At 41.2% G+C, this 21,811-nt stretch carries 20 protein-coding genes; 11 read left to right on the top strand and 9 right to left on the bottom strand.

Translation table 11 applies throughout. The annotated features are described in order from the left end of the window. Positions 1 to 133 precede the first annotated feature (133 nt). Together A3775_RS01340 and A3775_RS01335 are read left to right on the top strand one after the other, a co-directional pair. Positions 134 to 814 carry a HEAT repeat domain-containing protein gene (locus A3775_RS01340; RefSeq protein WP_066379128.1) on the top strand — a complete coding sequence of 227 codons (681 nt, stop codon included), beginning with the start codon at positions 134 to 136 and terminating at the stop codon, positions 812 to 814. Positions 815 to 888: 74 nt separating this feature from the next. Then, a complete protein-coding gene (locus A3775_RS01335) occupies positions 889 to 1,455 on the top strand; it encodes a phycobiliprotein lyase (protein WP_066379131.1) in 567 nt (188 codons plus the stop codon). A 140-nt stretch (positions 1,456 to 1,595) separates the two neighbouring features. On the opposite strand, the gene A3775_RS01330 is transcribed toward A3775_RS01335, so the two are convergent. The 3 genes from A3775_RS01330 to acsF all read right to left on the bottom strand — a co-directional run bounded on the left by A3775_RS01330 (position 1,596) and on the right by acsF (position 3,579). After that, entirely contained in the window at positions 1,596 to 2,024 is a 429-nt protein-coding gene (locus A3775_RS01330; protein ID WP_066423518.1) for an HNH endonuclease, read from the bottom strand. Then, positions 2,021 to 2,362 carry a hypothetical protein gene (locus A3775_RS01325; RefSeq protein ID WP_066423516.1) on the bottom strand — a complete coding sequence of 114 codons (342 nt, stop codon included), beginning with the start codon at positions 2,360 to 2,362 and terminating at the stop codon, positions 2,021 to 2,023. Before A3775_RS01325 ends, A3775_RS01330 begins: the two co-directional genes overlap by 4 nt. Before the next feature lie 161 nt (positions 2,363 to 2,523). Further along, on the bottom strand, positions 2,524 to 3,579 hold the full coding sequence (gene acsF / locus A3775_RS01320) for a magnesium-protoporphyrin IX monomethyl ester (oxidative) cyclase (protein WP_066423514.1): 1,056 nt from the start codon (positions 3,577 to 3,579) through the stop codon (positions 2,524 to 2,526). Between the two features lie 266 nt (positions 3,580 to 3,845). On the opposite strand from acsF, the gene hemF reads away from it, so the two are divergent. The 8 genes from hemF to A3775_RS01280 all read left to right on the top strand — a co-directional run bounded on the left by hemF (position 3,846) and on the right by A3775_RS01280 (position 14,180). Further along, a complete protein-coding gene (hemF, locus tag A3775_RS01315) occupies positions 3,846 to 4,889 on the top strand; it encodes an oxygen-dependent coproporphyrinogen oxidase (RefSeq protein ID WP_066423512.1) in 1,044 nt (347 codons plus the stop codon). 154 nt (positions 4,890 to 5,043) lie between these two features. After that, positions 5,044 to 5,793, top strand: a complete 750-nt coding sequence (locus A3775_RS01310; protein ID WP_066379153.1) for a heme oxygenase (biliverdin-producing) — start codon at positions 5,044 to 5,046, stop codon at positions 5,791 to 5,793. Between the two features lie 142 nt (positions 5,794 to 5,935). Beyond that, positions 5,936 to 7,333 carry an oxygen-independent coproporphyrinogen III oxidase gene (hemN, locus tag A3775_RS01305; RefSeq protein WP_066379155.1) on the top strand — a complete coding sequence of 466 codons (1,398 nt, stop codon included), beginning with the start codon at positions 5,936 to 5,938 and terminating at the stop codon, positions 7,331 to 7,333. A 173-nt stretch (positions 7,334 to 7,506) separates the two neighbouring features. After that, complete coding sequence (locus A3775_RS01300) at positions 7,507 to 8,346, top strand: fatty acid desaturase (protein WP_066379605.1); 840 nt, start codon at positions 7,507 to 7,509, stop codon at positions 8,344 to 8,346. 788 nt (positions 8,347 to 9,134) lie between these two features. Continuing rightward, complete coding sequence (locus A3775_RS24540; RefSeq protein ID WP_066379159.1) at positions 9,135 to 9,314, top strand: hypothetical protein; 180 nt, start codon at positions 9,135 to 9,137, stop codon at positions 9,312 to 9,314. A gap of 311 nt (positions 9,315 to 9,625) precedes the next feature. Next, positions 9,626 to 12,253, top strand: coding sequence for a trans-splicing intein-formed DNA polymerase III subunit alpha N-terminal partner DnaE-N (locus A3775_RS01290; protein WP_066423511.1), 2,628 nt, complete (start codon positions 9,626 to 9,628; stop codon positions 12,251 to 12,253). A 260-nt stretch (positions 12,254 to 12,513) separates the two neighbouring features. Next, a complete protein-coding gene (locus A3775_RS01285) occupies positions 12,514 to 13,368 on the top strand; it encodes a sulfurtransferase (protein ID WP_066423510.1) in 855 nt (284 codons plus the stop codon). A gap of 68 nt (positions 13,369 to 13,436) precedes the next feature. After that, positions 13,437 to 14,180, top strand: coding sequence for a DsbA family protein (locus A3775_RS01280; protein ID WP_066379172.1), 744 nt, complete (start codon positions 13,437 to 13,439; stop codon positions 14,178 to 14,180). A gap of 86 nt (positions 14,181 to 14,266) precedes the next feature. Here the strand turns inward: A3775_RS01280 and A3775_RS01275 are convergent, their stop codons facing one another. From A3775_RS01275 to petB, 6 genes are all read right to left on the bottom strand, one after another. Beyond that, on the bottom strand, positions 14,267 to 14,638 hold the full coding sequence (locus A3775_RS01275; RefSeq protein WP_066379174.1) for a hypothetical protein: 372 nt from the start codon (positions 14,636 to 14,638) through the stop codon (positions 14,267 to 14,269). A 64-nt stretch (positions 14,639 to 14,702) separates the two neighbouring features. Continuing rightward, positions 14,703 to 15,854: a glycosyltransferase family 4 protein gene (locus tag A3775_RS01270; RefSeq protein WP_082803647.1), complete on the bottom strand. Its 1,152-nt coding sequence runs from the start codon at positions 15,852 to 15,854 to the stop codon at positions 14,703 to 14,705. A gap of 520 nt (positions 15,855 to 16,374) precedes the next feature. Then, the gene (locus tag A3775_RS01265; RefSeq protein WP_066379181.1) at positions 16,375 to 17,376 is read right to left on the bottom strand and encodes a GDP-mannose 4,6-dehydratase; all 1,002 of its coding nucleotides are present in this window, start codon (positions 17,374 to 17,376) and stop codon (positions 16,375 to 16,377) included. 470 nt (positions 17,377 to 17,846) lie between these two features. Beyond that, positions 17,847 to 18,275 (bottom strand): anti-sigma regulatory factor, encoded by a 429-nt coding sequence (locus A3775_RS01260; protein ID WP_066379183.1) that lies wholly within the window; start codon positions 18,273 to 18,275, stop codon positions 17,847 to 17,849. Positions 18,276 to 18,563: 288 nt separating this feature from the next. Then, positions 18,564 to 19,046 carry a cytochrome b6-f complex subunit IV gene (gene petD, locus A3775_RS01255; RefSeq protein ID WP_066379185.1) on the bottom strand — a complete coding sequence of 161 codons (483 nt, stop codon included), beginning with the start codon at positions 19,044 to 19,046 and terminating at the stop codon, positions 18,564 to 18,566. A 245-nt stretch (positions 19,047 to 19,291) separates the two neighbouring features. Then, positions 19,292 to 19,939: a cytochrome b6 gene (gene petB, locus A3775_RS01250; RefSeq protein WP_010997571.1), complete on the bottom strand. Its 648-nt coding sequence runs from the start codon at positions 19,937 to 19,939 to the stop codon at positions 19,292 to 19,294. 545 nt (positions 19,940 to 20,484) lie between these two features. Between petB and ctpA the strand changes: the two genes are divergently transcribed. Continuing rightward, complete coding sequence (gene ctpA / locus A3775_RS01245; RefSeq protein ID WP_066423508.1) at positions 20,485 to 21,741, top strand: carboxyl-terminal processing protease CtpA; 1,257 nt, start codon at positions 20,485 to 20,487, stop codon at positions 21,739 to 21,741. Positions 21,742 to 21,811 lie beyond the last annotated feature (70 nt).

The raw sequence follows: 21,811 nt of genomic DNA, 5'->3' as shown, positions 1-21,811 counted from the left end.
CCCCAATCCCCAGTCCCCAGTCCCCAATCCCCAGTCCCCAATCCCCAGTCCCCAATCCCCAATCCCCAGTCCCCAACCCCCAATCCCTATATCAGTTAAAGTAAAGATAGGTTAAGAAATCGCTGAGAAATAGATGGCTGTTCCACACTTACAGGAAATTTCTGCTCAGTTAGAAAGTACGAATTTGCGCGATCGCATGGTAGCCTTGGCTAATTTACGGCATATACCCGCCGAAGATGCTGTACCTTTAATTAAGAAGGTCTTAGATGATGAATCTTTACAGCTGCGATCGATGGCAATCTTTGCCCTAGGAATCAAGCAAACCACAGAATGCTATGAAATTTTGTCCGGCATTCTCCAAAATGACCCAGATTATGGTATACGTGCCGATGCGGCTGGTGCTTTAGGATATTTGGGTGACGCTAGAGCCTTTGAAGTGTTAGCACGCGCATTTTATGAAGATACGGACTGGCTAGTAAGATTTAGTGCGGCAGTTTCCCTGGGAAATCTCAAAGACCCCCGCGCTCGTGATATCCTGATTCAAGCTTTGGATAGCAAAGAAGTAGTATTACAAGAAGCTGCTATCTCGGCTTTAGGAGAAATTCAAGACATTGATTCTGTAGATCAACTGCTACGCTTTGCCCAATCACCGGATTGGCTGGTACGGCAACGTTTAGCAGAAGCTTTGGGCAATCTACCTACTCCTAAAAGTGTATCAGCTTTGAAATACCTAGAAAAAGACTCTCACCCCAATGTTGCCGAAGCTGCAAGAATTTCACTCACCAGACTAGAACAAAGAGGTAATCCAGCTTAATCTTAAAACCTCCCATTGCCTTTTAATAATAATAAGTGCAAGTTTTCCTATTTTCATGCAGGGTAATTTCAATTATGAATATTGAAGAATTTTTTGAATTGAGTGCTGGTAAATGGTTCTCCCATCGTACTAGCCACCATTTAGCGTTTAAGCAATCTGAAGATGGGAAATCAGACTTAGTGATTGAAACACTAGCAGCAGATCACCCAGAAGTAATTAAACTGTGTGAATTATATGAAATTCCTGCTAGTGCTGCCTCCTGTGGTGCTAGAGTTACCTGGAACGGCACAATGGAATGGGACGAAGAAAAACACACTGGCTCTACTGTTTTAGTTACCGTACCCGATGAGAATAATCCCAGCGAAGGTAGGCTATTACGAGAAATGGGTTACGCCGAAAAAGCTCCTGTTGCCGGACGTTATAAAATGGGCGACGATGGCGCATTGACTCTGACTACAGAGTATGAAACCATGTGGTCTGAAGAACGCTTATGGTTTGCTAGCCCTAACCTACGGATGCGTGTTAGCGTTTTAAAACGTTTCGGTGGTTTTAGTATGGCTTCTTTTACCTCCGAAATTCGCATGGGTGGCGGTTCTCCGGCGGCGAAAGCTTCTGAAGCTGCTAATTCTGCATCAAGCTAGTACAGATATGTGATCATCTGACTATGTAGGGTGCGTCAGTCAGATCAACCTTGACATTCTCAGAAATTATTCCTACTGACGCACCCTACTGGCTACAAAAATTACAGTGTATGTTTAAGCTAGGTGAAACATAACCACTTTTATGAAATATCGGGCGGATGTTCCCCTAGCTTAACCCACATTTGACGCACACGAATTAACTGCGAACGGTTCATTTTCAAAGCAGAAATAGTTGCTCGACCGACAGAAGTTAGCGGGGTAATCTCGGTAGCATCTTTACTCCAAGCAAAATGTTCAGACCATAATTGTTGCTGTGGGTTAAATAGAAAGACTTCTTGTTGTGTTTCTGTGTCCACAGCAGTTTGACGGGAAGCTTTATAACGATTACAAGTAGGACAAGACAAACAAAGATTTTCAAAACTTGTTTTGCCTCCAGCTGATAGAGGAATTATATGCTCAAACTCAAAAGTCGTAACTGTCAAGTGTTCAGCAGTACGACAGTACGCACAACAATCAGCAAATTTAGAACGGATTTTGCGTTGTAATTCAACAGGAATATAAACACTCACGCCACTCTTGATATTCCTTTCATTTTTAAAGTATACTTAGCTCTATTTTTTAAAATATTTAATTGGTCAATCTGTGCCAATAAACAGTCTAAAGTCGCTTTTTCTTCAGCAGACAGTACATTTTCTGCATTTCGCTCTAATAAATCATTGAGTTCGATTTGGGCTTTTGGTGACAACATACTTTCCGCCAAAGCTTGTAACTCATCCAAGCTTAATCCAGTTAAAATTTCATCATCTTCTAGCGATGAATTCGTTAGTTGTTGGTATGTGGCTAAATCTAACAGCACACCAATTCGTTCTCCATCTTGATTTGTCACATACTGTATAGAATCAGACATATCAACTGTTGGCGTTTCAGGCTACTAATTATAGTTTATCAGTTTTCACTTTTGGTCAAACTTAGCATTTTCAGGGATTTCCAAATAAAGGTGCGTCAGTCAGATAAACCTTGACATTCTCAGAAATTATTCCTACTGACGCACCCTACTAACTGCCCAATTTAACGTACAGTTCCCCGCAAAGCCTCTGTATCAATGGGTTTGATCAGGTAAACTAACAACAGATTCCAAACAATTGCAGCAATTAAAGGTAGTTTGCGAATCTGTTTTATCCATTTGGGCTGAGAACTGCGCTCAATTTCTGCTATTTGCAAGTTATAACCTGCACAGCGTTGCAAACGAGGGAAAAACTGGGGATGTTCTGTATTTAACATTACCGGAAAAGCCCGACCCGCCGTTTCATTAGTATTGTAAACAACTTGGCGGTCAAATTCCGTGGCATCTAGTCCCAGTGATTTGTAAAAACCAGAGCGTTCATGCACTGTCATTGTGTGGGTAGCAAATACCGAAAGCAAGAAAAAGCGACTCCACAGCCGAGCTTTCCAAGTTTTCCATAGTTGCGGTTGCGAACGTAAAAGTGCTTTGAATATATCCCCGTGGCGGTTTTCGTCCTGACACCAACTCTCAAAGTAGCGGAAGATGGGATAAAACTGGTTTTCCGGGTGCTGTTCTAGATGTCTGTAAATAATGATGTAACGCCAGTATCCGATTTTTTCAGATAGATAAACGGTGTAAAGCACCCACTCAATCGGGAAAAATGTATAGGTGCGGGTTTTTGTGACAGTGGCTAAATCCAAGGAGAGTTTAAAATCGCCCATTGCTTTGTTGAGAAACCCAGCATGACGGGCTTCATCACGCGCCATCAGTTGAAACATCTCCGCTAGCAGTGGACTGCGGTTTTTTAGTTTGCGGGATAATTCCTTAAACAGCAAGAAGCCGGAAAACTCGGAAATGCAAGAGCGTTCCAAATAGTCAATAAACGCCTGTCTGGCTTCACCCTCTATATGTTCCCAAGACTGTTCAAACGCTTCATCCCGAACAAAATGATGGCGGTTGTAGTCGGCTCGCATTTCTGCCAACATCGCCTGTAACTCTGTTTCTTGGGCTGATAAATCTAGGTTGGCGGTTTTTTCAAAGTCTGTAGTATAAAACCGAGGCGTGAGTATAGTTTCTTGGCTGGGGGTTTTAGTTTCTGGTTTGGGTAGGGTATTAACCATGAGTATTACGGTAATCAAGTAAATAATTCGATAACTATAAAGTTATGATAAGTGTGAGTCTTTGGCTAGACCTGTTTACAATCCTTCAGTAAACTGAGAATTGCCTTCTATCTTAGATATGGGGCAGTAGCAACTGAAAGCCTTTGATAACTGGGTTTGAAAGCATTTATTAAGTTTTGAAACTTATCAGACACAAAGTATCTATATAACTATAGAGTTATTAAGCAGTGGTAATCACCCTTACTCAAAGTTTCAGAGGTTGTAACATGGGTCTTCATTCCGATAATTCTCTGCAAGAATCTCCAAATCACACAATATTGCTGACACCACCTAACAATACTATCCCCAAGGATTCACGGGAGAGGGTGCAGCAATTCATGCAGAACTTACAGGATGAGATTTGCACAGCGTTAGAGCAACTCGACGGGGAAGCAAGCTTTCATCAAGATTATTGGGAGCGAGCAGAAGGGGGAGAAGGACGTACCCGTGTGATTAGAGAAGGGCGCGTGTTTGAGCAGGGGGGCGTGAATTTTTCCGCAGTGTGGGGAAAGAGTCTACCAGCTTCGATTGTGGCTCAACGTCCAGAAGCAGCAGGACATGAGTTTTTTGCCACGGGAACATCAATGGTATTGCATCCCCGTAATCCCTATGTCCCAACAGTACATCTCAACTATCGTTACTTTGAGGCAGGCCCTATCTGGTGGTTTGGTGGTGGGGCTGATTTAACGCCCTATTATCCGTTTGCAGAGGATGCGGTTCACTTCCATCAAACGTTAAAAAATGCTTGTGATGCCCATCATCCAGAGTATTATCCCACCTTTAAACGCTGGTGTGATGAATACTTTTATTTACGACATCGCCAAGAACAGCGAGGTATTGGCGGTATTTTCTTTGACTATCAAGATGCTAGCGGGAAGTTGTATGTAGGTACTCAAGCGGATACCCTGGCGGCGATTTATAGCCAGCAAGTGGGAAATGTGGCGCGGAATTGGGAAGATATTTTTGCGTTTGTGCAGTCTTGTGGTCAGGCTTTTTTACCTGCTTATTTGCCTATTGTAGAACGGCGACAAGAAACAGAGTATGGCGATCGCCAGCGTCATTTTCAACTATACCGTCGGGGTCGTTACGTCGAGTTTAACTTAGTCTACGACCGAGGTACGGTATTTGGTCTGCAAACTCAGGGACGCACAGAATCTATTCTCATGTCTTTACCACCTCTAGCACGTTGGGAATATTGCTACCAACCAGAACCAGCAAGCCCAGAAGCCGAACTGACTGAAGTATTTCTTCAACCTAGAGATTGGGTGTAGAAGAGAGGGGAGGAAGATGAGGGGGATGAGGGCGTGGAGGGAGCAGAGGAGATGTTTCCCTAATAGTTATTGAATTTTGAATTTTGAATTGATTCGTGCCTAATGCCGATTTCCATCAAACATCACAAAGTTTGTTAGCAGTGAGGTATTCATTATGAGTAGCGATTTAGATATGCGTTTACGGGAAGGTACAAGACATTCCCATACCTTGGCGGAAAACACAGCGTTTATGAAATGTTTTCTCAAAGGCATAGTAGAAAAGAGCTTCTTTCGGAAATTGCTGGCGAATCTCTACTTTGTTTACTGTGTTTTAGAGGAAGAATTGCAGCGACATCAAAATCATCCAGTGGTGGGGTTGATTTACTTCCCCGAACTGAATCGCAAAGCCAATTTAGAGCAAGATTTAGCCTACTATTACGGTGAAAACTGGCGAGAGGAAATTAGTCCTTCTCCAGTCGGACAGGTATATGTTAACCGCTTGCGGGAAGTTGCCAACACCCAACCAGAATTGTTAATTGCTCATGCTTACACCCGCTACATGGGCGATTTATCCGGTGGACAAGCATTGCGAAAGATTGCCCGTTCTGCAATGGATTTACCAGCAGATCAAGGCACTGCAATGCACGAATTTGAACAAATTCCTACCCCGGAAGCAAAACGGGCGTTTAAAGAAAAGTACCGTCAGGCGTTGAGTGGTTTGGATATAGATGAAGCCATGATTCAGAAAATTGTCGAGGAAGCTAATTATGCTTTTACTCTGAATCGAGATGTAGTTCATGAATTAGAAGCAGATGTCAAAGCTGTAGTTGGTGAGCATATCTTTGATTTAATTACTCGCCAAGATAAACCAGGTAGTACAGAACATTCTCCGGGACATAGCAAGGAAATGGATTACAGCATTTAGAGTGTGGAGTGTGGAGTTAAAAGACTGTTTATTGCATAGGGTTTCACAGGTTTGTAGTAAGCATTTTAGTGTTGGGAATATTCAGGACTAAAGTCCTTACTACAAACATGGACACACACAGGATTTTTCATTACAAGTTTTTATGAAAGTTTTACCACAGAATGTTAAATTTGATGCTGATTTGCTGAAAAAATATGATCAGCCTTTACCCCGCTACACTAGCTATCCTCCAGCCACAGAGTTAACTGAGGATTTTCAACAAGCTGATTTTAAAGCAGCGATCGCAGTCGGAAATTACAAAAAAACTCCACTATCACTGTATTGTCATATTCCCTTTTGTGAAAGTGCTTGTTATTTCTGTGGTTGTAATACTATCATTACCCCAAACAAAGCACTTGCCGAACCTTATTTAAATTACTTAATTCGCAATATTCAGCAAGTCGCATCTTTAATTGATCACCAACGAAAAGTACAACAACTACATTGGGGTGGTGGAACTCCTAACTATTTATCTCTGCGTCAGGTTGAAACCCTTTGGTATACCCTCCATCATTGTTTTGATTTTGATGATGATGCAGAAATTTCTATTGAAGTCAATCCCCGTTTCTTAGATAGAGACTACCTCTTTGGTTTGAGGAATTTAGGTTTTAATCGCATTAGTTTTGGTATTCAAGACTTTGATTTCCAGGTACAGCAAGCGGTTAACCGGATTCAACCGGAAGAGATGCTATTTCAGGTAATGGACTGGGTGCGAGATGCTGGTTTTACCAGTGTTAATGTTGATTTGATTTATGGCTTACCTTATCAAAATCTAGAAACTTTTAAAAGTACCGTCCGTAAGACTATGCAACTCAATCCAGACCGGATTGCTGTGTTTAACTTTGCTTATGTACCTTGGTTAAAACCAATTCAACGTTTAATTCCCCAAGACGCATTACCGTTAGCCGGAGAAAAACTGGAAATTATCAAGATGACAATTGAGGAATTAACTACCAATGGCTATGTTTTCATTGGGATGGATCATTTTGCTAAACCAAATGATGAATTAGCGATCGCCCAACAAAACGGTCAACTACATCGCAACTTCCAAGGCTATACCACCAAACCAGAGTCGGATTTATTGGGGTTTGGCATGAGTTCAATTAGTATGCTCCATGATGTGTATGTGCAGAATCATAAACGGATAAAAAATTACTATCAGGCGATTAATCATGATGAATTACCGATTGAAAAAGGAGTGAAACTGAATCAAGATGATATCATTCGCCGCACGATAATTATGGAATTGATGTGTCAATTTCAACTTTCACTAAATAACATTGAGGAAAAATATCATTTGAACTTTGATAGTGATTTTGGCGAATATTTTCAAAGAGAACAATTAAAACTTCGATTATTAGAAGCCGATGGTTTGATTAAACTTTCTCCTAATCATATTGAAGTCACACCAAGCGGACGGTTACTTATCCGCAACATCGCGGCTGTATTTGATGCCTATCTACAAGAAAAATCAGGTACTGGTTTTTCTCAAGCAATTTGAAGAATTGGGCATCGATGCACAGGGCATAAATCAATTCAAAATACCCTACGGGAAGGCAAGCCTACAAAATTCAAAATTAAAGAATTCTGGGGAAAAAATCTCCCCTGCCTCCCCTGCCTCCCCTGCTTTCCCAATCCCCAGTCCCCAGTCCCCAGTCCCCATTAATTAATTCCATGAGAACTTGGTCAGATAACCCCCAGTCTTTGCGTCTTGATTGGATAGCTGTAGCATTTTTCGCTACTATTCACGTGCTAGCATTGTTAGCACCTTGGTTTTTTTCTTGGTCTGCATTAGGTGTAGCTGTGTTTCTACATTGGCTATTTGGCAGTATTGGAGTTTGCTTAGGCTATCACCGAATGTTAAGCCATCGGAGTTTGCGAGTCCCGAAGTGGTTGGAGTATGCGATCGCAATTTTAGGTGCTTTATCAATCCAGGGAGGGCCAATTTTCTGGGTGGCTGGACATCGTTTACACCATGCTCACACGGAAGATGAATACAAAGATCCCTACTCTGCCCGCCGAGGTTTCTGGTGGAGTCATATGTTATGGATTTTGTATCCTAATCGGCAATTCTTTGATTATGAATGTTATCAACGATATGCCCCAGATTTAGCACGAGATGCTTTTTACTGTTGGCTGAATCGTTACTTTTTGTGGTTGCAAATTCCTGTAGCATTATTGCTTTATGTATTGGGTGGTTGGTCATTTATAATTTACGGTGTATTTGTTCGCGCTGTGATTCTCTGGCATACGACTTGGTTTATCAACTCTGTGACTCATCTGTGGGGATACCGCACTTTTGACTGTGATGATAATTCCCGTAACCTGTGGTGGGCGGCAATTCTCACCTATGGTGAAGGCTGGCACAACAATCACCATGCTTACCCTCATGTAGCCAAATGTGGCTGGCGATGGTGGGAAATTGATATTACTTGGTGGGCGATCGCCTTATTAAAAACAGTCGGTTTGGCGAAGGATGTCAACTTACCACCCACTCAGGTAGCAAAATCTTGATTTAGCATCTCGACATCTTCCCCCATTCCAGCTAACAAAAGTTTTTCCTTTTCCCTTTCCTCTAGGAGAGGATTGGGGAGAGGTAGGAAACGGAGGCTAGCAGGGTTAGGTTTTTTAGAACCCTAATTTTTATTTGAAAACAATTCTGATAATTAATATCAATAGGTTAATTTTTAAACATAAACATATCAATAATTACATTTATTAACATAATAAAATTTGATGCTAACCCTATTGATTTCTATGATTTCGACTGGGAAGATAAATATAACAATGCACAGCATCAAGTTTTTATACTCGATTTTCCAAAATCAAACAGTTTCATAATTTTGCTCTGGTGGGGTGTATTCCATCACCAGAAATTGGGCATCAGGCGATCGCCTACCTGAGAAAACAGCCCATCGCTTGGCATTTCTGAGTATACGTATCAAACAATATGTATTTTTGTCAACTTTTCTAGCCTTGATACAACTATTTTCTCAGTATTATTTTCGCAAAGAAGGAATCAAAAATACATGAACAGAAATACCATCATGTTCTATCAAAGCTTTACCATTAGTGCCTACATTACCTACAAAAATCATAAGTATATATACCCAAGATGGGAACTTAAAGTTGAAGAGTCAGTCTGACAAATGTGGCAGAAATCTTTACGTAAAGTTCCGCAATTGCCACCAGGACAATTGAATGTAGATCATGGCATCTTTAACAAGAAAATCACTAGCTGGCAGTGTTATTCATAAGTCCTAACTGTTGCCACACCGTTTTTATACTATTTTGTTACTCCTATGGCTGATAAACACAACAAAATTCAATTCCCGCTTTGGCAATATCTCAACCAACCGTTATTTAGCCGTGATTCTCAATTAGAACTCAACCCCCGTCGTTTTGCCCATAGATGGCGAATAGGACTTTTACAACGGTGTTGGAATAAAGAATGTGATGCCAAAGGGCCACAACAGCATTAAATTTCCCCAACCTCCTGTATTGACTGCATATCTCCAAAGCAAGCCTCGTTGATCAAACGTGGCTTTTTGCCTTTTGGGGGAGTGGGGAGTGGGAAAGCAGAGGGAGGGAAGGAAAGGAAGGGAGGCAGGGGAGGCAGAGGGAGAAAAATTTAATCCCCAATGACTAATGACTAATGACTAATAACTAATGACTAAAGTAACTATTAATACATGAATTGCGGAAGTTAAAATTTTGCAAACACGTTAATCTAGTATGCCGTTGCTGGATAAAATCTAGCGCACCAGGGTTGGGTTTGTGCTGGGAGAAGTTTATGTCCTTTGTACCTTTACATATTCACAGTGATTACAGTCTGCTGGATGGAGCAAGTCAGCTACCAGATTTGATTGATCGGGCGATTGAACTAGGGATAAAGGCGATCGCAGTTACCGATCACGGTGTCATGTATGGTGCTGTTGAACTGCTAAAAACCTGCCGCAGCAAAAATATTAAGGCAATTATTGGCAATGAAATGTATATCATTAACGGCGACATTGAAAAACAAGAACGTCGTCCTAAATATCATCAAGTTGTCTTAGCCAAAAATAATAAAGGTTACAAAAATTTAGTTAAATTAACAACAATTTCTCACCTGCAAGGTGTTCAAGGTAAAGGAATTTTTTCTCGCCCTTGTATTAATAAAGAATTATTACAAAAATATCATGAAGGTTTAATAGTTACCAGTGCTTGTTTAGGTGGAGAAATTCCCCAGGCAATTCTGAGCGGCAGACCAGACGCAGCGCGGAAAGTGGCAAAATGGTATAAAGATGTATTTGGTGATGATTTTTATCTAGAAATTCAAGACCACGGTTCGCAAGAAGACCGCATAGTTAACGTTGAAATCATCAAAATAGCACGGGAATTAAATATTAAATTCGTCGCTACCAATGACTCTCATTTTACATCTTGCTTTGATGTCGAAGCTCACGACGCTTTGCTATGTATTCAAACAGGCAAGTTAATTATTGAAGATAATCGGATGCGTTATAGCGGTACAGAATATCTCAAATCTGCCGATGAGATGAAGCTGTTATTTCGTGACCATTTACCAGATGATGTGATTGCTGAAGCCATCAATAGAACCGAAGAAGTAGCTGATAAAATCGAGCCTTACCAAATTATGGGTGAGCCTCGCATTCCTAATTATCCTATTCCTGCGGGTCATACTGCTGATACCTACGTCGAAGAAGTAGCTTGGCAAGGACTATTAGAAAGATTAAATCGTAAATCCCGCAGCGAAGTAGATTCAGTCTACAAAGAAAGACTGGAATATGAACTGAAAATGTTGCAACAGATGGGTTTTTCCACCTACTTTTTAGTCGTGTGGGACTACATCAAATTTGCTAGAGATAATAATATTCCTGTAGGGCCTGGAAGGGGTTCGGCGGCTGGTTCATTAGTTGCCTATACAATGGGAATTACTAATATTGACCCGGTGCATCATGGCTTACTATTTGAGCGATTCTTAAACCCAGAACGTAAATCTATGCCTGATATCGATACAGATTTCTGTATTGAACAACGGGATAAAGTGATTGACTATGTAACTGAAAAATACGGTAAGGATAGAGTAGCTCAAATTATTACCTTTAACCGTCTAACTTCCAAAGCAGTTTTAAAAGATGTTGCCAGAGTGTTAAATATTCCCTACGGGGAAGCCGACCAAATGGCGAAATTAATTCCTGTGGTACGGGGTAAACCCACTAAACTCAAAGTAATGATTTCTGATCAAACCCCAGAACCAGAGTTTAAAGCAAAATATGATAGTGACCCAAAAGTACGCCATTGGATTGACATGGCCATGCGAATTGAGGGAACTAACAAAACCTTTGGGGTGCACGCCGCAGGTGTAGTCATTTCTGCTGAACCATTAGATGAAATTGTCCCCTTACAAAGAAATAATGACGGGTCTGTAATTACCCAATATTTCATGGAAGACCTAGAATCAATGGGTTTGTTAAAAATGGACTTTTTGGGTCTAAAAAACTTAACCATGATTCAAAAAACCATTGATTTAATTCAAGAAAACCACGGGTTTACAATAGACCCGTATGAAATCACTAATCAAGAACGCAAAGCTCAAAGAATATTAGCTAAAGGTGAGCATAAAACTCTGCCCAAAGATGTACAAAAAACCTATGAACTTTTAGAATCGGGTGAATTAGAAGGAGTATTTCAATTAGAGTCTTCAGGGATGAAGCAGATAGTCCGAGACTTAAAACCTTCTAATATTGAAGATATTTCTTCTATTTTGGCACTTTATCGACCAGGGCCCTTAGATGCGGGATTGATTCCTAAATTTATCAACCGTAAACATGGACGAGAAAGTATTGATTATGAAAGCCAAATTTTAGAACCCATCTTAAATGAAACCTATGGCATCATGGTTTATCAAGAGCAAATCATGAAAATTGCTCAAGATATGGCTGGTTATTCGTTAGGACAAGCTGACTTACTGCGCCGTGCTATGGGTAAAAAGAAAGTAGCAGAGATGCAGAAGCAGCAGGAAAAATTTATTGATGGAGCAACTAAGAATGGTGTAAAAAAACAAGTAGCTGAGAAGCTATTTGATGATATGTTGAAATTTGCTGAGTATTGCTTAAGTTATGACACAGAAATTTTAACAGTTGAATATGGTTATTTACCTATTGGTGAGATAGTAGAAAAAGGTCTTGAATGCACAGTATTTAGTGTTGATATTAATGGCATTGTTTACACCCAGCCTACTGCACAATGGCATAATCGCGGACAACAAGAAGTTTTTGAATATAGTTTAGAAGATGGTTCAGTAATTCGGGCAACAAAAGACCATAAATTTATGACTCAAGATGGGCAAATGTTGCCAATTGATGAAATATTTGAACGAGGTTTAGACTTATTACAGGTAAACCTTAAAATGTAAATAAACTTAGGGCAAAGTACAGCAGCTAATGATGTCATTACCTTACGGCTAATATCCAATTTCAACAAACCTCTGCGTTACTTTGCGTGAACCTCCGCGCTCCTGGAGCGTTAAAAAATCAAACAGAACTGGTGCAAGATATCAAACTACAAAAGTTATTCGCCAACAATTAACATTCATTATTCTGTAAATTTCATGCCAAAATGCCAATCAGGTGAGCGCGATAATGCCCAATGACACGGTAACAGCAGCATGAAAGCGTGAATATAAAACTCCTCATTTCTCCTCAAGAACTCACGTCTTTGTTAGCAGAAAAATCGCCACAAACTGTCATTATCGATACGCGAAGCCCAGAAGAATATGCTAGTTCTCACATTCCTAAATCCATCAATATTAGAGATTTTTTCACTTATCTTTTAGATAATTCCTACCCAGCAGGATTAAAGCAATTGCAAGAGTATTTTGCTCAACTTCTGAGTGATGTAGGAATATCTGGGGCAGAAAGATTAATTGTCTATGAAGATGCTTTAAATAAAGGTTACGGCCAATCTTGTAGAGCAGCTTTTTTACTCCAGTATTTAGGATGTCCTCATGTATATGTTTTACACGGCGGATATCAAGGTTGGTTGGCTGCGGGTTTACCTACTACCGATGAAGTTCCTGAAGGTGAAAGCAGCATATTTAGATTGCATCCCCAGGCGGAGATGATAGTGACGACTATCCAAATGTTGCAAGCAATCAACAATCCAGCAATTATAAAATTGGATGTGCGCGATCGCAACGAATGGCAAGGTTTAAGTTCTTCACCCTACGGTACTGATTTTTGCCCCCGCAAGGGCAGAATTCCTCATGCTGTATGGTTAGAATGGCATCGTTTGATGACATTTGAATCGGGAATACCGATGTTTCGTTCACCAGCAGAAATCTTAGAAATTTGTGAATCTGTTGGGATTACTTCCGAGTCAATAGTGTATGTTTACTGCTTTAAAGGTTCTAGGGCTGCTAATACACTGATTGCTTTACAACAGGCTGGAATTCACGCCAAAAATTATTTTGGTTCTTGGAATGAATGGTCTCGTGACAATTCATTACCGATTGATGCCACAGTTATATAATTTGTAATTATCACTGGCTGGCATTTCAGGGAATACTAGAGAAATATTAATGTCTCCAGTATTTTGCTATGCGTCAATTTTTGCAGTATCTACGTACCTGGGCAATAATTAGCTTATTGTCTGTAGTTTTAGCTTGGTCATTTCCTGCACAAGCAGCCAGTAAAGTCAACCCCCAACTAGAACAGCAAGTTTTAGAAATTCTCCGCCAACACCCAGAGGTGATTATTGAATCTGTCCAAGCATACCAACAACAACAGCAACAAACACTAAATCAAGCCCGACAGACATTTTTGCAGGATTTGCAAACCAACCCCCAAGCAGTTATTGCTTCTTCTCCTACTATTGGAGGAACTGCATCAAAAACTTTGTTAATCGAGTTTTCTGATTATCAATGTCCCTACTGTGCTGAAGCTCATACAAAATTAAAGGAGTTGTTAGCCAAGCATGAAAATGAAGTGACATTAGTTTATAAACATTTTCCCTTACCAATTCATCCCCAAGCTATACCAGCAGCAAAAGCGGCTTGGGCTGCAAATCAGCAGGGAAAGTTTTGGCTGTATCATGATGCCCTATTTACAAATCAAAAACAATTAGGTGAAGATTTGTATTTAGATATTGCTAAAAAACTGAATCTAGACTTAGAAAAATTTAATCGCGATCGCCTACTTGCTGATCCTGCTATTCAACAAGATATGCAACTAGGTGAACAACTGGGAGTTCCTGGTACACCCTTCTTTGTGATGAATGGGAAAAATTACTCTGGCGCAGTCCAGTTATTAGAAATCGAGAGTAAACTAGCTGAGGCAGCATAAAAATTGACCGTAACGCACCAAGATTTTATGAGGTGCGTTGCACTTGGCTTTAACGCACCCTACAATTTAATGTTTACTTTATCAATTTAATCTTCTAATTGCTGAGTTGGTACTTCAACGGCGGTAATATCAATTGTGCCTTCGGGTGCGAAGCGGTGAAAATGGCCTTTTTGTACTGTGAGTTGTTCGCCACAGTTAGGACACTGCAATTGACTATTATTTAATCCTGTAAATTCATATTGGCAGACGGGACACTGATCAGTTACTAGGTTGCGTTCCAGCCACCAACGAAACCCGAAAAATGCGACTACAGGCACTAGCAACATTAATCCAAATAGAATCAACAACGAATTTACCAACCAACCCAAACCAAATGAAGTCAGTAACCAGAAAATTACTAACACAGTCAGCCAAGGGCGGAGATTGTAGAGATTCAGTTGAGAATTGTTATAGTTCATTTTTAAATACTATCTTGCTCTCCTTCTAGGATAGCGAGTTTAGTTGTTAGTCATTGGTGAAAAACTATGAACTCTCAAGTAAGGACAAAAGCTGTTGTTTCAAGGCTTCCATGCCAAAATTTGCGATCGCTTGTTCTCTTAGCCATTGTCCATCACAACGTTGATCATCTCCTTTGAGAATTTCGATACAAGCTGCGGCTACAGCTTCAGGATCGCGGTGAGGAACTCGCCAACCGACTTTACCATCCTGTACTGGATCGGCTGAACCATCGTCATCACCGGACAACACTGGGACACCACAGGCCATAGCTTCTAAATATACAATCCCGAAGCCTTCTTGAGAGGGCATAATATAAGCATCGGCGAGGCGGTAGTGCGATACTAAATCATCTGTGGGGACAAAACCAGCAAAGACAACGCGATCGCTTACTCCTAAATCTTGGGCTAGCTTGGCTAATCTTGGTTGGTCATCACCGCGACCAATTACCAAATATTTTACATCTGGAAATACCTGGGCGATTTTGGGCAGGGCGCGAATTGTCATATCTACGCCTTTATATATATCTCCTGACCAGAGTCGTGCTACAGTCATGATCACTTTGGCATCTGTTAAGCCGTACTTTGTGACTAATTCTGGTAGCTTCGCGCCGGCGGTAAATTTTTCGCCATCAATGGCACAAGCTAGCATTTTGACTTGATTTGGATTTATACCATTAGCAGCACAAGCGCGATCGCGACTGTAGCGGCTGATTGTCCAGATATCGGTGGCTGTGGCTAAAGCACGGCGTTCTTTAATGTTGAGGGGTTCCCAAACTTCTTTTCCATAAGTCAGGACAGTGTAAGGAATTCCCAAGGGTTGGCACAGGGTTTGTATTAATACAGCCAGGTTGATATGACCACAGAAAACACGTTTGGGGCGTTTTTGCAGTAAATACTTCAGTAATACCCCAGCCATTTTGATTCTGCCTATCTGGGGTGATTGATGGTGAAAATAATGAAATTTTAAGCGATCGCACTCAAACTGATTCGAGCATTCAGGACTATCTCGCAACAAAAATACTTCTGCTTGATAACCTGGATTCAACTCCAAATAAGCGCGGAAAATATCTTTAACATAAGATTGAATTCCACCTTCCCGTGCAAAAATCTCTAAGAACACGAAGATATGGTCGGCTACTTTGCCAGAATTTTCACCTAATTTTAAATTTTTGGCCACTGTATTAATTAATTAAGTAGAAAGACACACAATAACTGAACTATGTGAACCCAGGTCAAGATAGGGAAACCTTTTTGTCTGCCTCCTGCCTTATCGCTATGACAATTATTTATGTCAATCTACTTAGTATTGATATTTTCTTGATACGGGTAGTTTGAACTATCCTGGCTTTGAAAAACCAGGATTCCGAACTGATATTGCTACGTGAGCTAAAGCTACACTCCGCAATGTTTGTTCTGCTCCAAAGGGTCTTAGACTGGTTCAAACAGTCCTACTCGCCTCGACCAATTGCTTGGCTGTACGGCTACTTTTGGTCAACTTATGATGCTTTTTGTTATGGGTTTTTCACCAGCATCATCAGCAAAAATTTACCATAAGTCTCGCCTTAAAACAACAGGTTAAAACCTGTTGAGTCGTGTTACCCCTGCGGGAAAGCAAGCTACATCCCCTCTCTAAAGAGCAGGGGTTCTCACACTCCCACTATGTTTTGATAGGCAAGAATGCCATCACCAGCACTCTATTATACGAGTAGTTGTTTTTCAGAAATTTGAGTAACTTGACGGTTTTGCAAGCGGTCTATATCTGTTTTTACCATTGTTTCTAAAAGGTGTTCAAAGCTGATTTCCGGTTGCCAATTTAAATTGGTTTTGGCTTTGTTGGGGTTGGCTACCAGTTGAAAATGTTCGTCTGGTCTGAGTAAATTTTGATTAATGACTACGTGATTTTGCCAATTTAATCCTACGCTATCAAAAGCCAGAGATACTAATTCTTTCACACTGTGTAGTTTGCCTGTCCCAATCACGTACTCTTCTGGTTCTTCAGCTTGTAGCATCAACCACATAGCTTTAACATAATCTCCGGCAAAACCCCAATCCCGTCTAGCATCTAGATTACCCATTTCTAGGGTGTCAGCTAAACCCAACTTAATTGATGCAACTGCTAAAGAAACTTTACGGGTGACAAATTGAGGTGCTCTGAGCGGAGATTCATGATTATATAAAATCCCACTGCAAGCAAATAAACCATAACGCTGACGGTGATGTACCATCGTCCAATGAGCGTGTAGTTTGGCGGCTGCATACGGATTTTTCGGTCGAAAAGGAGTTTCTTCATCTTGCGGAGAACAAAAGACATCTCCAAACATCTCAGAGCTACTAGCTTGATAAAAACGTGTAGATAAACCCACTTGTCTGACTGCATCTAATAGTCTTGTTGCAGTACCAGTGATTAAATCAAGAGTTCCTAGTGGATCTTTCCAAGAGTCAGGGACAAAACTCGGAGCTGCCAAATTATAAATTTCTTGGGGACGCAGTTGTTCTACTGCATTGAACAGGGCTACGCTATCTCTTAAATCGACTGTATAAATTTCTACTTGATTGGCTAAATTTCCCAATTTCGTCAGATTTGGTTGTCGGTGTGGCGATACTAATCCCACTACCTTATAACCATGCTTGAGGAGTAAATGGCTGAGATAGTAGCCATCTTGACCAGTAATTCCTGTAATTAGGGCGGTCTTAGTCATATATTTTTTCCTATCTCCCCTTTCTACACTAAAAGGTGATTGCGTACCAGCGTAAAATTACTTAGAATAATTGCGTGAGCATTGGCGACCCTAGTATATTTGTCTAGACCCATGACCACACCAGATAAAACTAGCAAAAGTAATGCCCAATTCTAGCAAAGTAGTCAGGATAAATTGTATGTAATACTTACTAGGATAAAAATTAAATTTTATACAATCAATATGAATGTAATTCTATCACTGACAGTTGATTGGCATCAGAATGATACAAATACAACTCCTTGATGACAGAGATGAAAATGCTTAACGGAACTTGAGATCAGAGGGAATTAAAATATTGTCAATAAATACACAGAAATTCAATCTTGTAGAAAAACTGTAAGACTCGTTGGTACTTCCAAAAGCGGTTTTCTGTGTAGTAAAAACCTCCCGCTACACCTCGCGCTGAGGTTAGCGGGGGCAGGTCAATGTCATAAGTATTTGAGTATCACCAGACAATTTCTATTATCATCGCTACGCTCATAAACTACACGGTCAACTAAGCGACGCAGCAGAAACCAACCATAACCTCCTACTTGTAGAGTACCTGGTTCTGGTTCGGCGATCGCATTTGGATCAAAAGGATGACCGTGATCCCAAATTCTAATTTCTAATCTGTCAGACCATAGACTCACCTCAATGTCTATGGTTGTTTCCGGTGGTAAAGCGCGATGAGCGTGACGCACTGCGTTGGTAAAGCCCTCTGCTAATGCTAAATTGAGGCGATAAACTTGGGTTTCTGACCAACCAAGGTGAGACAAGTATTTTAAGGAAAATTCCTCAAACCATTGTTGAACTTTGTTGAGGAGCTTCAGTTCGCTGTTTACCGTCAGATGGTCTTGCTGCATTATGCCAAGCATTGACCGTAGCTTAAATTGAATATAAGTGAGAGGTTTTTGAATCTATCGTTCTTCAGTCTATTTTAGATTTTGGCAGATTTTTTGGTTCCAAAACTAAAAAGTTGCATACACAAGCTAAATTCACTAAAATTGACGCTTGTTAATTGGTTTCAACAGCAGATCACCTGGAGAAATGAACGGCGGTTGATGCCATAGACACCCTGCAAGGTGACTTGTCATCAGACATCATAACTTCAGATATCTGCTCTTGAAACCTACAAGCGTCAAGATAGCTTTTTGGTGACTAACTTAGAACAATCCCAAGGTCAAAGATTTTTCCAAAGGTAAAGCAGCACCAATACCTAGCCACAGAGTAACCAAAGTCCCAAACAAGAAGACTGTGGTTGCTACTGGACGACGGAAGGGGTTTTGGAATTTGTTGACGTTCTCAATAAAGGGAACGAGGATTAATCCCAAGGGTACGGAAGCCATTGCTAACACTCCCAACAGTTTGTTAGGAAGCGATCGCAAAATTTGGAATACAGGGTACAAATACCACTCTGGCAAAATTTCCAATGGTGTGGCGAAAGGATTCGCTGGTTCACCTGTCATTGCTGGGTCTAATACAGCTAAAGCCACAATACAAGCGAAGGAACCCATGATGACTACTGGGAATACATACAGTAGGTCATTAGGCCAAGCTGGTTCGCCGTAGTAGTTATGTCCCATACCTTTGGCGAGTTTGGCTCTTAACTTAGGATCGCTCAGATCGGGTTTCTTTTGTGTTGCCATATTTAAATGCGCTCTCCTGCTGGAATTTCACTTAAAGCTTTGATTACAGCCATCAATGAATTTAGGCAAACCTAACGTAAAACTAGCCTGAATCTTCTGTTTTTGGGTAGTTTACCTGAAGTCTCAAATACAAGCATTATCCTTGTGGGAATGAGTCATTAATTGCTGATTTTCCATCAGTTTAAAGCAAATGACTGTTTCTTGTAACTGAGTGCTGTTGCCTGTTGACATTGGGGCTTCTGAAATTACAAGGGGCCGGAAATACCTTGTTTACGGATCATCAAGAAGTGGAACAGCATGAAGACCGCAATTAACCAAGGTAGAACGAAGGTGTGCGCGCTGTAGTAGCGAGTCAAGGTTGCTTGACCAACACTAGAACCACCACGCAGTAGGTCGGAAATCAGTACGCCGACTACAGGAATTGCTTCTGGTACGCCACTAACGATTTTCACAGCCCAGTAACCAACCTGATCCCAAGGCAGAGAATAGCCTGTTACTCCGAAGGAAACTGTGATTACAGCTAGGATCACACCACTTACCCAGGTCAATTCGCGGGGCTTTTTAAAACCACCAGTCAGGTACACCCGGAAGACGTGCAGAATCATCATCAACACCATCATGCTGGCTGACCAGCGATGGATGGAGCGAATCAGCCAACCGAAGTTAACCTCATTCATGATGTACTGCACTGAGGAGTAAGCTTCAGCCACTGTGGGCTTGTAGTAGAAAGTCATTGCAAATCCAGTGGCGAACTGGATCAAGAAGCAAACGAGGGTAATACCACCCAGACAGTAAAAGATGTTGACATGGGGAGGGACGTATTTGCTAGTTACATCTTCAGCGATCGCCTGAATTTCCAAGCGTTCCTCAAACCAGTCGTAAACGTTGGCCATACAATCTCAAGTTCCTAAAAATCAGTTGCGGTTGATTCAATCTCCCAATTGGCAATTTTGGGATTTTCTCGTCAGAGGATTTTATGTGTTTGCTTTTGCGTTTTGATAGTGCTAAAAGTTTATCAACTTAACACTCTTTGACACTCCCCGAAATTTCATTTCAGGGATTCTTGCTTCGCTTCGCGACGCTAGCGCGAACACAGGGAGACCCAAACAACCGGACGCATCGAGAAGTTCAGATTACTTTACCCGCGCTAACGCGCCGCTACGCGAACAGCAAGCATACACCGACTGCCCGACGGCGTTGGTAAATATGGAATATATTGCGTTCTCTTTGCAAGCCAACCATGATTATGGAGGGTACAAAGTAGATCATATCCTGTTATCAGGTATATACAGGGGCATACAGGACATCAGTTGTTTAACAACTTGATGAGAAGAATGCACCACTTCTATAAAAAAAGTAACATAGTCGAGAGATAGATTTCATCAAACAAGAGACAACTAGATAATTCTCGGCAATTTGGCTAGAGGTGAATTGGAAAATGGGGTTCATGCACAAACAGGTTCTGCGGCTAGGATTTTCACTATTTTTGGCTTTTGGTTTAGCTTGGGGTGCAGTCATGCAACCAGCAAACGCATTGACAGAAGAACAAAAATTAGTTTCAGAAGTTTGGCGAATTGTAAATCGGACTTATCTGGACGATACGTTTAATCATCAAAACTGGGCAGCAGTGCGGCAGAAAGCCCTAGAAAAACCGTTTAAAGACCAAAAAGCCGCTTATGTAGCCATTCAGAATATGCTCAAGACCTTAGATGACCCTTTTACCCGGTTTTTAGACCCTGAGCAATACCGCAGTTTGCAAGTGAATACTTCAGGAGAACTTACGGGTGTGGGTTTACAAATTGCCCTGAATCCCGAAACCGGAAAATTGGAAGTAGTTTCTCCTATAGAGGGTTCGCCAGCCGAGAAAGCGGGAATTAGATCACGCGATCGCATTCTCAAAATTGAAGGATTTTCTACAGCCAACCTGACTCTCGATGAAGCAGCCGCCCGGATGCGCGGCCCTATTGGTAGTCTAGTCACACTCATAATTGAACGCGATGGAGAAGGAGAAAAAGAAGTTAGAGTAGTGCGCGATCGCATTGCTCTAAACCCTGTTGTAGCGGAATTACGCACTTCCCCCGAAGGTAAATCTATCGGCTATCTTCGCCTAACACAATTTAATGCCAACGCCTCCACAGAGTTGGCACACGCCATATCTAGTTTAGAAAAAAAAGGGGCGGATGCCTACATTCTAGATTTACGAAATAATCCTGGAGGCTTACTACAAGCTGGCATAGAAATCGCCCGTCTATGGTTAGATTCCGGCACTATCGTCTACACCGTCAATCGCCAAGGCATTCAAGGCAGTTTTGAAGCCTTCGGCCCTGCTTTGACAGATGATCCTTTGGTAGTCTTAGTCAATCAAGGAACTGCCAGTGCTAGCGAAATTTTAGCTGGCGCACTCCAAGACAATGGTCGCGCCAAATTGGTGGGCGAAACTACTTTTGGCAAAGGTTTAATACAATCTTTATTTGAACTGTCTGATGGTTCTGGCTTGGCGGTGACTATTGCCAAGTACGAAACTCCCAGTCACCACGATATTAATAAATTAGGTATTAAACCTGATCAAGTGATTTCTCAGCAACCAATCACCCGTGAACAGATTGCCACAGCAGCCGATTTACAATACCAATCAGCACTGGAAGTGTTGAGGAAAGATTCTGTTGTAGCTGGTTTGGGGAATAGAGACAAATAAATTCAAAATTCAAAATTCAAAGTTCAAAATTAGGACTTACGCACTCGCAACGAAAATCAAAGCTTTGGGA

The sequence above is a fragment of the Anabaena sp. 4-3 genome, assembly GCF_001597745.1.
In the GTDB taxonomy this organism is placed as follows: domain Bacteria; phylum Cyanobacteriota; class Cyanobacteriia; order Cyanobacteriales; family Nostocaceae; genus Trichormus.
Note: the sequence above shows the minus strand (reverse complement) of the source record. Positions and strands in the feature narration are given on the sequence as shown.